Origin of the sequence: Paraburkholderia sp. EG286A (assembly GCF_040965375.1) — a bacterium.
In the GTDB taxonomy this organism is placed as follows: Bacteria; Pseudomonadota; Gammaproteobacteria; order Burkholderiales; family Burkholderiaceae; genus Paraburkholderia.
Map to the genome: position 1 here is coordinate 393,623 of NZ_JBFRCB010000006.1, position 13,245 is coordinate 406,867.

Annotated in this window: 8 protein-coding genes and 1 pseudogene; 4 read left to right on the forward strand and 5 right to left on the reverse strand. The window is 58.8% G+C overall.

All coding sequences use genetic code 11. The features are described 5' to 3' along the window. Nucleotides 1–22 precede the first annotated feature (22 nt). From AB4Y35_RS28755 to AB4Y35_RS28770, 4 genes are all read left to right on the forward strand, one after another. A complete protein-coding gene (locus AB4Y35_RS28755) occupies nucleotides 23–766 on the forward strand; it encodes a hypothetical protein (protein ID WP_368707055.1) in 744 nt (247 codons plus the stop codon). Between the two features lie 532 nt (nucleotides 767–1,298). Beyond that, nucleotides 1,299–2,732: a hypothetical protein gene (locus AB4Y35_RS28760; protein ID WP_368707056.1), complete on the forward strand. Its 1,434-nt coding sequence runs from the start codon at nucleotides 1,299–1,301 to the stop codon at nucleotides 2,730–2,732. A gap of 576 nt (nucleotides 2,733–3,308) precedes the next feature. Then, on the forward strand, nucleotides 3,309–4,280 hold the full coding sequence (locus tag AB4Y35_RS28765; RefSeq protein WP_368707057.1) for a DNA-binding protein: 972 nt from the start codon (nucleotides 3,309–3,311) through the stop codon (nucleotides 4,278–4,280). Beyond that, a complete protein-coding gene (locus AB4Y35_RS28770) occupies nucleotides 4,277–5,791 on the forward strand; it encodes a tyrosine-type recombinase/integrase (RefSeq protein WP_368707058.1) in 1,515 nt (504 codons plus the stop codon). Before AB4Y35_RS28765 ends, AB4Y35_RS28770 begins: the two co-directional genes overlap by 4 nt. A gap of 690 nt (nucleotides 5,792–6,481) precedes the next feature. Here AB4Y35_RS28770 and AB4Y35_RS28775 read toward each other — a convergent pair. From AB4Y35_RS28775 to AB4Y35_RS28795, 5 genes and pseudogenes are all read right to left on the reverse strand, one after another. Next, nucleotides 6,482–7,870, reverse strand: coding sequence for a TniQ family protein (locus AB4Y35_RS28775; RefSeq protein ID WP_368707059.1), 1,389 nt, complete (start codon nucleotides 7,868–7,870; stop codon nucleotides 6,482–6,484). A 61-nt stretch (nucleotides 7,871–7,931) separates the two neighbouring features. Continuing rightward, nucleotides 7,932–8,369 carry a hypothetical protein gene (locus tag AB4Y35_RS28780; protein WP_368707235.1) on the reverse strand — a complete coding sequence of 146 codons (438 nt, stop codon included), beginning with the start codon at nucleotides 8,367–8,369 and terminating at the stop codon, nucleotides 7,932–7,934. A 468-nt stretch (nucleotides 8,370–8,837) separates the two neighbouring features. Further along, nucleotides 8,838–9,305, reverse strand: a pseudogene (locus tag AB4Y35_RS28785) (TniQ family protein); the annotation flags it as partial. Then, on the reverse strand, nucleotides 9,302–10,447 hold the full coding sequence (locus AB4Y35_RS28790) for an ATP-binding protein (protein ID WP_368707060.1): 1,146 nt from the start codon (nucleotides 10,445–10,447) through the stop codon (nucleotides 9,302–9,304). The gene AB4Y35_RS28790 and the pseudogene AB4Y35_RS28785, both read right to left, overlap by 4 nt. Next, nucleotides 10,428–12,956 (reverse strand): transposase family protein, encoded by a 2,529-nt coding sequence (locus AB4Y35_RS28795; RefSeq protein WP_368707061.1) that lies wholly within the window; start codon nucleotides 12,954–12,956, stop codon nucleotides 10,428–10,430. Before AB4Y35_RS28795 ends, AB4Y35_RS28790 begins: the two co-directional genes overlap by 20 nt. Between the last annotated feature and the right edge of the window lie 289 nt (nucleotides 12,957–13,245).

Below are 13,245 nucleotides of genomic sequence, written 5' to 3' on the forward strand. Positions count from 1 at the left end.
AGGATCGTCGGGGAGCAGCGAATTGACCGATATCGGGAATACAGAGGCGCCAGCGTGGGAACTCTTTGCGGCGGATGTCGTGAGGGCACTTGAGAAAGTCGGCAATCGCTGTTTGACTCTTCCGAGCGGTACCGGTCTCTGGTCTACAAAGGGCGTTGCAGCCAGGATTGCGCTGCGAGCTAACGAACACCTCGGTGCAACGCTCAACCTCCTTTCGATTGACGCAATCACAGCATCGCGAACACTTGCTCGCGGTCTATTGGAGTGCGCTTTTGCGTCCGCCGCACTTACTACCGAACCGGACGTGTTTCTCCGCATGTTGAAGGACGATTCGGAGAGGAGTAGGCACAACCAAGGGAACTTTATTCTCGAACGCGGTCTCGGCGACGACAAGCTACAACTTCAAAAGCTACGTGTCGCCATTTCGGCAATGGACCGCAAACTTGAGTTGATCAGCCCAAAGAAGGTGGCGTTGCTCGGCCCCCTTGCAGCACAGTATCTGCAATACCAACGCCTCTCCGATGACTCCGCGCACCTGACGGCGCGCTCACTTGAACACTATGTGGCGCGCGAGACTGCGGGTTGGAGAGCAATACCGTGCGAGCCAAGTGCGGAACAGAACTTGGCGACGTTGCAGTTGGCTTTGCAGAGCAGTCTGCTGACTGCTTTCGCTGTCTGCGAAGTCCTCGAATTTTCGCTCGAACGGACAGAGGTGGGAGGATTACTTGAGCGCTTGGCGAGCATGCCCCAAACGCGGATGATTTAGCTAAACGATCAGAATTAGCGCAACAATCTGTAGAAGTCTGAACTTGATTTGACAGACGGCGTCAGTCGTCGGTCTCAGTTCGGCCACGAACTGCCGTTCGCCACCCTCATCACTTGAACAGTTGATTGGCTGCTTCAGCTCAAAAAGTTGCCGTTGAAGCCCGCCACGATACGATTTGCAGATCTATGACCAGAATCGGACCGTCGGCGGCTTCATTCCGACCTTGAAAATCACGAGTTGACAGCGACGCGGTGCTCCGGTGATCTGTTACTGGAAGCAGCGCCGGCAGGCGGACGAGGGCCGCACGGCGTAAGATGTCCTTGTCGCGCCAACAGAACAAGGGATATGGCTGGTTCTTGCCACCGGATGCGCTCCACCGCGCCGCACGGAGTGAAATTGCGTCGTTCGCTGTTATCGTCGACGCGAAAGATGAGGGCGCTCGTCGCTTCTATGAGCGGGAGAGTCTCCTCGCATTGCCCGATCAGCCCATGAAGCTATTTCGGCCGAAAACTGACATCCGGCGGCTCTTCTGATGATGCGCGACCTAACCGAGGAATGCCTTCGAATCCTGAACAAGGGCTTATTCGAGATCACCGATCCCGGCCCACTCCATCAGCCAATTCGTAGCTTTTCGATCCGCCGGGACGAAAAGCTGAACCTTATCTTGGAGACTGAGGCCGCCCCCAATGCGACGTCGGCGGCGATCAATCTGCCGCCAGGCACGGTTCGTTTGACGAACGAGCGGGCGCTCCTCCGGAGCGTAGGTGGTCTCGAAGGGGAATTCTTTGGGCTGATGCCCTACAGTCAGAATCGCCAGACCCTCGGTGTGACCGAGCAGCCCCTCAAGGAGCTGGCTCGGGTCCATGTCGCCAAGACAAACAACCCGTCTGGGGCGCCCGCGGCATACGTCATCGACTGGCTCGAAAACCTGCCCACGAGCCCATACGTTTGGCCAGCGGCTTCCAACGTGGTTACCAGAACCATCACCACTCGAAGAATTTCTCTGAACGACGGCATCACTATCGCGAGCGATACCGACCGTTCCAGCACCTCGCGGAACTCCGCCAAGGTGACGGTGGATGGCGCGACCTTCTACGTTTGCGCGCTCGACAGAGAAGACCGCCCCGGCGCCATCAAGCCGGGGTGCATCGTCTACGATGGCGCCCCAGACGACGAGTTTCGAAAGAAGGTCCGCACAGGCCTTTCTTTCGCGATGGGCGTGTACTTGGTCGATCTCGGCACAACCCACTACGATGCCGAATGGAACGTCGTGTCCACGCTCGCACGGAGCGCCTACAGCCTGCGCCGCCATGCCTTCGACATTGAAACTCTCCAGCTCGCGCCGCTCGGCGACCGCTTCCTGAATGAGCTTGGCGCCCCACAACTGACAAAGGCGATCCAGGCATTTGTGACGGCGTTCGACTCCCTAGATCTTGCGAACCTGCACTGGGCCTTCTGGCATGCCTGCGCCGCCACTCCGCACATCGCGCCCGCTCACTTCGGCGCGGCGATCGAGGGCTTGCAGAGTGCCTACACCAAAGCCAACCCCGGAAAGGTGCAAGAGGGCTGGGCCACCCGAGATGAATGGAAGATCCTCAAGACTGCACTCAGCGACGTCATCGACGGCGGCAACATCTCCCTGGAGGCGAAGATGGCCTTGAAGAATAAGCTGCCTACCTTCAATGGCATCGATCAGCGTCAGCGGCTGAAAGACGTAATGGCCGCCTTGAACCTTGAGCTGGGCGATGACGAGGACGCCGCGTGGCGCCGACGGAACAAAGCCGCCCATGGCACGCCGATCCCGCAGGGGCAGGAGGTGGCTGCGATCCGGGACATGAAGCTGCTGAGGGGGCTGTTCCAGCGCCTACTGCTAAGGATGACCAACGCGGCTGATCAGTACATCGACTACGCCTCGCCCAACCACGAATACCGGCCTTTGCGTCAAGCGCCGCCGACCATCGGCTAAGCGTCGGTGAATTCGCTGTCGAAACCGATGTCCGCCACACGCTGGGTCAGAGCGTGGTCTTCGAGCGCACTGTGGAAGTAAGTGCTCGGCGAGGTGCGGATGCGGCGGCAGCACTCCAGAAACGGCCATTGCAGTCGGACAAGTGCGAGCGGCGGCTAAGGGTCCGACATGTGCCTTCCGTCCTGCCCCGAACGCACAATCCGCAACACGGAAACGTGGTTGCACAGGTCCGTAGGCGTGCACCACGTCAACCGCTGTTCCTCGACCTTCATCCATTCCGCCGCCGCATTTCTCCCCGGCTTCGGCGATGACGCCCCGGGGGCTAACGTCGAGCCCGCCACGCCACGCTCCACGGGGCGTCCCGCCAAACCCGGACTCCGGCAGACGCTGCCTGCCGCGGTCAGCGCAATCGATGACGGGTTAGCCGTGATAATCAGGTTTATCGCGGCACAGCTCTTTTTAAGCGCGCCGAATCGGGTTGTCTTGCGTCAGCGGTGTGCGTTATCTATGCTGGAAATCCCGCCCTGCGCCCCGTGCCGCGGCCCTGCCCGCTGCCCCGGCGCGCTGGAGTGCGCCATGTCCCGCCCCGCTGCCGTCACCCCCGACGCGATCCGCGCCACCGTCCTCGCCCTGCTCGCCGAGGCCGGCGACCCCGCCCCCGCGTCCGATGCCCGTTTCCGGAAGATTGTCTCGGTGCGCAAGCTCCGGGCGCGTCTGGGCGCCGGCGACCCCGCCACGCTCTCGCGGCACCTCAATGCCATCGAGGCGGAGGTCGTGCAGGCGGGCCTGGCCGGGTTCGACGGCTTCGCCATGCCCGGCGTGCCGGAAGCAATCGCCGCACAGATGCGCGCGCTGTGGGAAGCGGCGGTGGCCACCCAGCTCGCCGACGTCATGCAGCTGCGGCAGCAGGCCGAAGCAGTCAAGGCAACGGCGGATGCCGCGCGACACGAGGCCGAACTGCGCACGGAGCTGTTCCGCGCGGAGCTGGCCGACCTGCGTGCGCAGCTCACGGCGCGTGACGACGACCTGCTCGGCCTGCGGCTCGAAGGCCGGGCGCTGCAGGAACGCGCCGAGGCGCTCGAATCCACCTGTACCCAGCTGCGGACGCGGCTCACAAACGCCGAGACGGCCACCGCCGACGCGGCACAGCGGCACGGGCGCGAACTCGCCGCCGAGCGGGCGCGCTACGAGGGGCTGTCGAAGCAGCTGCTCATCGAAACCGCGCACCAGCGCGAAACGTTCCAGACGGAACGGCAGCGGCTCGAGGCGGAACTCGCGCGCGCAGCCGAGCGGCTCACCGCACTCGAGTCGCTGCGCGAACGGATCCTGACGGAACTCGCGAACGAACGCAACGCACGGCAGCAGGCCGCCGCGGAAGCGGCGGCACTGACCACCGTGGTGGAACAGCAGCGCCGGACCCTGGCGCTGGTGAGCGCCGCGACGGCGAGGAAGCCCCCTGCCGGTGCACGCCGGCCGGCGCGCAGTGCGGCTCCCACCGCCCGAACGACAACGGCGGCCGGCGGCCCGTCGCGGAGGAAAGCGCGATGAAACCGTCCCGTCCGCCCGATCCGCCCAATCTGTCCCGCTCGTCCCGCTGGCTCGACACCGGCTGCCGCCCCCCGCAGCGCCTGCCGGAGGCGACCGACGCCGCGATTGAATACGTCGCGCAGGCGCTCGGGCACCCCGTGTACGTGCGCTGGACGCTCACGGCCCTGAAACGCGGCTGCCCGTCGCTCGCCGACGCGAAGCGCGAGCACCCCGCCGTGTTCGCGCTCCTGCTCGAACACGACGCGGCCATCGAATACTGGGAGCGCGGGCGCCTGCGCGTGATGCCGGAGGCCTTGGCCCCTGCCGCCGCTAGAGTGCTTGAACGCGTGCTGCGCCAGCACCGGCGGCGCTTCCGTATTGCGTCACCCGACGACGCACCGGATAGCGCCCTGGCGGTCCCGCACGCGCCTACGGAAGAGGACGGCTTGCAGCCCGCCGGCGTCGATCCGGTCTGGCTCGCGCGCGCCGGGCGCTTCGCGAATGCGATAACGCTGACCAACACGCTCGGCGTGGCCGATGACGCACAGGCGGTGCGCCTCTTCCTGCGCGAGCGGGCCTCGCACTCGCCGCACACCCTGCGCGCCTACGTGACGGAGCTGCGACGGCTCGCGGCCTGGTGCACACGCGAGCGCCTGGGACCGTTTTCCGATCTCACCCGCCAGGACCTGATGGCGTACCGCGACGCCCTGCAGGCCCCGCATGCTGGTGCCGACGGAAACACGCGACGCGCAGCGGCGGCGACCGTGTCGCGCGCGCTCGCCGTGGTCTCGAGCCTCTATGCCTGGTGGCACCGCACGGGGTATCTCAGCGTGAATCCGGCCGAAGGACTCGCCGCCGGACGCCGCGCGCGCATGACCTGGACGCCGGTGCGGTTCCTGTCCACCGCCGCGCTCGCGCACTGCGATACGGTCGCAGCTGGCGATGCGCCCGACGACGTGCCTTCAACAAGCTGGGCCCGGCGCCGCGCCATCTGGACGCTGTACCGCTTTGCCGGTATCCGGCTCGCCGAACTGGTGTGGCATGAGGAACGCATGCTGCCGCGGATCGAGGTGGACGAGGCCCGGCAGTGGACCCTGCACATCATTGGCAAGGGCGGTAAACATCGTGCGATACCGCTCCCCTCCACCTGCCTGCCGGCGCTGCGTGGATACCGGCGGGTGCGCGGCCTGCCGGCCGATCCCCCGCCCGGTGAACAGTTACCGCTCATCCACAGCGAACGCGGCCGCGCATTGGGTCCGAGCGGCCTCTACGACGAGGTGCGGGCGCTGTTTGCACTGGGGGCGGCACGGCTGCCGCCCGACGAAGGTGCCATGCGCGCGGCGCTCGAAGGAGCGTCCACGCACTGGCTGCGTCACGGCTATGCCCGCACGCTGGTGGTCGACCACCGCGTGCCGCTGCCGGTGGCCCAGGCGCTGCTGGGGCACGCCTCGGTGCACACGACCGCGGCGTATGCGCGGACCGACGGCACGCAGCTGAGGGAATTTGTCGAAGGGAGTTTTCCAGTCCCTTGAAATCGTGCTCAATCTGGTTGGCCCCTCAACGGCGCCATGTGGAACCTTGAAACGACGGCAAAGAAACGCTATCTGAGTTTAGGCTCTCGAATGACAAAGCATCAATGCTCTGCAAGGTAATCACACACAGAGTAAAGAGTCGTTTCAAGGAATCTCGGCCGCTCCCAGCCGAAACTAGACGGATTTCTCATTAGACTGGCGCGGTCCCATTCGTACCTCCCATTAAACTCCGGTGCGCGTCACACACATCAGAATGCACCTAGAGGGCGCTATACAGATCAACAACGACGCACCGGCGACACAAAGCAGCGTAGTTGCCTGTGTCGAGCGATGCCTCAGCGCCTTGCCGGTCATCTTACCGACATCCATGTCGGGATATCCGCTTCGCGGCAATCGAAATTGCTCCGCCAACGCACACCTCTGGCTCCAGTAAGCCGCCCTGAGCACTTCTATCCATGCCTCAAATTCGCCCACCGGCTCGTCGTAACGTGCCTGCTCAGTCACGCCCTGGCACAACGACTGCGTATGCGAGGACTGACCGCACGCAGTTGCGCGCGTTCATTCGTCGGGGAGCTTAGTAACTCTCAAGAATGAATGTGCAACCGGGCGAAACTTGGGCCGCGCAACCGTTGAGCACCGCCGCGACTAGATCAAATGCAATGTCAGTAAGTTTGCCAACTCATGACCCGGTCATGGATTGACACATTTCTCTATGGAGGCTCTTCCGATTTCGCGCTTTGCCTGCAAAATCAGCGGGTAATCTGCCCATCGAAACTTAATCCCCTGCGAGATCAATTCGCATTCCACTCGCCGACGCGTGGGCTCAATCCCGGAGTCGAGCAAATCCCGAACAACACGCCCCACATGTTGTCGAAGCGTCGCTTTCCGCATTTCCCGCCGCACAGCGCTCATGCGCGCCCTATTTTCTCGCGCCTTCGTTGCAATCTTGCGCGCGAGATCCGGATACTTTCCTCGAAGCTGCGATGGATCTATCTTCAGAAACTGAGCCGTCTTTTCCCAACTCAGGAAGTACCCATCGTCCGCTGCAATAGCCCGGAGCCGGCGTTCAATTTCGGGCCATTCACGGCCAGTCCATTCGGGCCGCGATGCGATACGACGATCTGATTTCAACTGGCGACGTAGTGCTCTGGATTCCCAGGCAGTAAGATCGCCTGTGAGCCACGCGCGGAAGGGAATTCCGAATTTCCGCGACATACAAAGCAATGTCGAAACAGACGGGTACACGAGTCCTGCCCTCCATTCCGCCAGACTTGAAGGGGATTTCCCAAGTAACTCTGCAAAAGAACGGGCATTGCCGCCGCAAGTCATGCCAATACCCAACTCAAGCATACGGCTAAGGTTACCGCTTGACACGGTTCGCAAGTCCTCAGCCGAGATCTCAAGCATCGAAGCAAGCTGCTCCGCAATCCAGAGTTCGCGTATCGAGGTCTGATCGCCAAGCGCTGGCTGAAACCTACAGCGTTGCCGATGGCCGAGCCATCCGTGGCAACGAGTGCAAAAACCGGACAAAGAGCGTCGATACATCTCAGATCTGTGCTCATAGCCACAGATCGCACAGCGTCCGGTCAACGGAGTGTTATGAATGGGGCACCAAGTCACCATCCGAATCGCCCAGAGCAAACGTTCGTACACGATCGACCCGCTGACCAGGTCCGCCTGCAGGCATTGAGGACACCAGCGCCTGCCTCGTTGGACTAGCCCGTGAGGGTCACGCAACACATCTCTAAACGGCAACAATGTCAGCGCATCGAGATCCGTACGGCCCGACAGGTGGTTTACGCGTCGGACCCAATATTGCGCAGTCGTACCGCAAGCATTTACAAGCGACAGACATTGCCCGGACGCAAACGGATGTCGTGCCGACTTGTCTACTTCAATCGCGCCGGAAGACGGCCATTGCAGCATTTTTCCCACAATCGCCTCGACGGGCAGCAGCGCTTCACTCGCCATCTGAATGACGTAGTCTGTTAACTTCTGCCGCCGCGCGCTCGAAAGCTCGACCGGTTCAGTACGAAAGGCTGATCGGGCGTCAAACAACCGCTCTTTAGTCTTTTCCATCTAATTCCGAGCTGGAATGATTAACCAACCTTCACTGCACCCGTCCTTCCCATCCACATAGTCACCTCTTCACGGTGAAGCGATCGCAACGCAGCGACTCACTATTCCACGCGCCCCAAACCTCCCGATACAATATCGACTCCCAAATTCCGAATCCAAGCCCGGCCTTCAAAAACTTGCCTTGAATCTTCCGGTTACTCGGCGCAACTCCATCACTAATGAGATCTTTGATAAAGCCACGAATGAGGTCGCACGTCTTTTCCCTGTGCTCTGCCGCAGAGGCATCCCTCATTTTTTTTGCGCTGTCTCGCACCAGGGCGTACTCCGCAGGTAGGTGACGCCGGAAGGTCAGGCGCGTCATGTTTTCAGCCTTGGCCGCCTCTGCCACACTGAAATACGGCCGGACACTCACCACTGATTCCCGCAAACGAGTGGCCACGGCATCGAGGTCATATCTAGCCAATACACGACCATGCCTTCTAAACCGGCGTAGCGTCATGTCCGACGGAAGCTCCCGGCAACCCGAGCTGAGCCAAGCGCTCGTTTGGCCAGATAGCCACGAACGAATGGGTATTCCGAACATCCACGAGAGTTGACTAAGCAACGTAAGCGACGGCCGGCGTGCCCCGGTCAACCACGAGGAAAGTCTTCCTTTCGACGGCTTGGGATCGAGCAGTTGCCTCAGACGGTCATGTGCAATCTCCAAGCCATACTGGAGCATAATTCTTACGTTTTCAAATGACGCAACCGCAAGTTCCGACGACGACATCGCAAGGAGATTTGCAAAATCGCGAGCTTCCCATATGTCGTACATAAATCGGGACGGATTTTCACAACTCGATTGCAAAACACTTGACTTCCCAAGCCAACAACCACAGTGTCCGCAGTGTCCGGGCAAACAATCCCTCGAAATCTCGGTTATCTGCTGGCGCCCGCAATCGGGGCAGGCGTCATCGAGATATACCTCATGGACCGGGCAGACGACCACTGCCTTGATCACCCAAAGCAATCGCTCATACGGAGTACATCCTGCAGCGGCGTCATCGTGCAGACATCGGGCGCACCATCGCCGACGGCGATGTACAAACCCTCCCTCTGCACCACCGACAAAGCGGGCGAATGGCAAAAGTGTCAGATTTTCGAGATCGCATCGACCAACCAAAGGCTCAAATGCCTTCACCCAGTTCCTCGCGCACTCCCCCGCGCCATTCACCGTGTGAAACGCTGAACGGTCAACTTTTCCACCAGATATCGATCGCCCGTACGGCGCCACTCCGAAACAATCGCGAACCCTCGATGGTCTCACGAACGAACTAACTGCAAGCTCCTGGATATAGCTTGAAAGCCGCTGACGCACCCAGGTATCGACGCCGTGCGGCTCGAGTTGAAAGATAGCACGGGGCGGCACGACGAATCCGGTGGACTCCTTAGTCACGTTTTTCCGCCCACCGGACGACGTATCGGGAGGACTTTACCAACGGGTCGCTTTTTCCTCGCTTTTGGGCGAGTTGAGTCCGCCTTACCCGTACTCGGCGCCCGCTTTGCCCTATCGTCTTCAGGATGACGAACTCCCTCGACGAGAAGATAGCCGTCAAAAATATCATCACGCAGCACCGCAAGTTGCTCCGGTTTGTAAAAAGATCGCTCGAGTATTTCCTTGTCGATCGGCTTGTTCAGGTTGCACGATCGAGTTAGTGCATTCATCAGTATTGTCTTGGTATGCCCGACAGAACGAACCGACTGAGCCTCCAAGAGGTCCGCGTATCGATCAAGAGTGCCACCTTTTATCTTACAAGGTAGGCAGTTCTCTAGCGCGATCAGTGCCTGTCCGTACGCATCTCGCTCGCTCGGCAGGTAAGTTCTCAAATGGACAATGTTGCCACGTCGAGCAAGCTGACCACTTTGCAATGCGAGGTCATAGAGATCATATGCGCCACAGCAAACGAGCAAAGTATTCGATCTGTTGACCATGGAACGTAGGGTAGTCGCTCGTCTTTTGACTCGTTTCTTTTCCTCCGACAACATGACATTGGTGGCCTCATCCAGAAATACCACTGACGTGTCTCGTTCAACAATTACTCTACGGAATCTTTGCCTCAAAGTCCGAAGTGTTGGTCGATTTCGAGTCGCAATATCGGGAAGCACGAATTCACGCCCGGCAATAATCTTCACTACTTCCGGTAGACTGTCGGAAATAAGTGGCGCCTGAAGTTTTGCTAGTAACTCCTCGTAAAGATCGATCCAGTCGAAACGATCGCGCTCCTCGGCCCATGGCTCAGCAAGAACCGAGGGTATCGTGTGAAGGTCATCGGGATGGGACTGAAAAAATTCAGTACAAACCTTAACATGCAAATTCTCCGCAAGCGCAGACTTACCAGCGCCAGAGGCTCCGATCAGCATGATCATAGTCTCGCGCCTGCGACCACTAATGAAATAATCGATTTCCTTAGAACATGAGTCAAAAATCCTATGGCTAACGATCGAATCATGAAAAAACTGCAGCCGTTCCGTTATCGGGGCCTCGAGCAATTCATCGGGATAGAGTCGCTCATAACGCTTACGGGTACCTTTTTCCACGATATCCCTCCTGCCTCAGCCTCCTGAGGCGCTCCGCCATGCTTTCCGACGTGCTGCCCTCACCCTTCGCGTCAACCTTCGGTGCGCTGGCAGACAACCTTGGTCGCGAATTGCTCGCCGGCCCCTGCTTCGCGGCTCTTGCACGCCGCGCTTTTTCGCGCAGCGTAGCCTTTTCTTGCATCTCCACAACGATCCCGGCCACCTCGGCATTCGCATCCTGTTGGGACGCAAGAGTTCTGCCGTAAAGAACCCTTTTCTCCTCGAAGCACGCCTGGACGGAGGCGTCAGACGTATTCTCGTCAGGTCCCGTTGGAACCTCGAACATGGGATACCACTCATCTTCCACCCACACGTATATCCTTTTGTGATCAAGCGGATGACATCGCGTCTCCGCCTTCACGCCGTCGAACCGTGGTCGTTCAAGGCGAGGATTTCGGTATTGACGATTATTTGCATGCACACCACGCTGGTAGTCAATAACACGCGTGATGCCCTTTACGGATGGAAAAATGTGCGGCACACATTGATCGAGACGCCGAAGTCTCCCGAGCCGTTTGCCTGCCCTGTCCATCCCAATTTCAAATTTCTGTCTCGGCGACATGAGCAGTGTTCCATGGCGCCTCTTGTCATAGGTATCGAAGAAGAACTTTTCAAGTCCATCGTAAAGCTCGACCAGCGTGTGGATGGCCAATGACGAAGGATCCGTTTTCTTTGTGATCTGTCGCCCCTTAACACGAAGCTTAGTATTTCCAAATAGATTAAAAATGAAAGTCATCTGTGATACTCCGAACATGCGTTCGATGAGCGAGCCGTCCCGGCATGCGGATGTTCTTCTGGGCCGCTCTCCGATACGCAGGAAACTCAAAGCCCACTTGAAGTCCCTTGACCCGAAGTCTGCCCCGCCATCGAAAATTATCTCGTCTGGGACACGCCCAAAACGACGGATCATGTCAAGCAACGCGGCCATACTCGACAGATACCTTGGGCTACGGAGTGACAGGTAGAAGCCAAGAACACGCCGACTGAAGGCACAGGTAATCAAGGTCAGCACCGGACGCCCGAGCGACTCTCCAGTTTCCTCCGCGACGACCTCTATCTTCAACTCCTCATGATCGATGTGAACGAACTGCATCGGATACTCACCATGCACGGGAGTGTCGCGCTTCAACACCCAGTAAAATGGCTTAGCTTGGTAAGCGGCCTTTTCGCCCTCGCGGCTGCCAATGGTTTTCGTACTTTCGAGATTTCTCACCCGCCGAAGGAATGTGGTCTTGGTTATTTTCTCTCCGATTTCCTTTAGCTCGTTGTCGATTTCACCAAAAACTTCCCATTTTGTCGGTCCTCTGAGTGATTCAAAACGTTCCGAAAATATCTTTTTCAAGACACCTTCGACATTAGAATTTAGCCGCGGGTTGCGATTTCCTCTTTTTCCCTTTTCGGACAGAAACGCGGCCACGAGGTCAGTTCCCGCACTAAGCGCATCGCGCTTCTTTTTTCTGAAGGTCCGATATGTGCGATCAGAATACGCTTCGGTTACCTCAAGACTCCTATCGCCCCTCTCCCACCTTTCCAGCAAATCTAACTTGTCCACGGCCTCCTTGGCTGCGTGCGTTGAGACAAAACGCCACGGCGCGTCGAGAAACTGGATGGCCCTGTCGTCTACTGGCGTGGAAGTCACCGTGACAAACCCCTTTTTATATGCCTTGGCAAGAGCGCTCACTTTAAGAGGCAGCGGCTCGGACCCGTCGTCGGGCATCAGTAACACATCAAGGTTGCCGGCGACTGCAACCGTGAATGCCTTGCCCGAAAAGACAATTCTTGTGCCAGTGCGGATCTCCGCTGTGTCCCATTTTGACGCCGCGTGAACCTGCGCATCAAACACGTGAGCCTGCTGATACGTTTCCATGCTCTGCCGGTCCCTGAAAACCATGAACCGGCTTTTGTCTCCGACAAATACACGATTGAAATCAGAAACGATTAGTCCGTTCGCAATTGCGCAATTGAATGCATCCACATCGCGGCGTGGTATGGCCGCCTCGAGTTCTTCAAGTGTCGCAAAGGCTGAGGATCTGAAGAAATCTGCCAGGTCCGATCGGAAGCCACTCGGAAGCTTCGTTCCGTCGACGAGATACGAGCGAAGATAATCACGATTTCGGGCAGCGACAGCATCGATTTCTTCCGCTTTACGCAAGCGGTAGACGAGCTTCATGGCACTCGCGGCGGCTTCTAATGGCGGACTTGTAACGTCGACGCCTTCTCTTTTGAATCGCCCCGGGTTGCTTTTGCACTGAGCAATAAGCGAGCTTTGCGCAAACCAATCGTCGAGATAGATGGCGGACTGAGTTAGTACCAGGAAGCCTTGCCTCCAGTTGTACTGGACCGGGCGATTATTCTTTCCCTGATATTTGACATTCAGTTCGAAAGGACTATCTATGTAAGCAATTACCTCATCGTCGTAAAGATAGCTGTTCGCTGCAGCCCTCTCTATATTGTTGGCGACGTGAATCATAAATCCCATCTTGGGACAGCAGAGCTCTCTCGGCGCCTTGCATTGGTTCGGTCGCAACCAACGGGCGGGTCGTCGCAACCCTTCGACTATCAATTCTCGAGTTCGAGCAGGCAAATCTAGTTCGTCGAACAATCGATACATTCGTTCAATATCGAACTCCCGCATACTCACCTCCGACGACTGCGGCTCACTATCGCCTGCCAACCGATAGGGCGATCTCTCTGGCGGTACGCTAAACACACGGGGCGATGCGCCCAAGGCTAGCTACCAAGCATGTAAACTCGCGTAC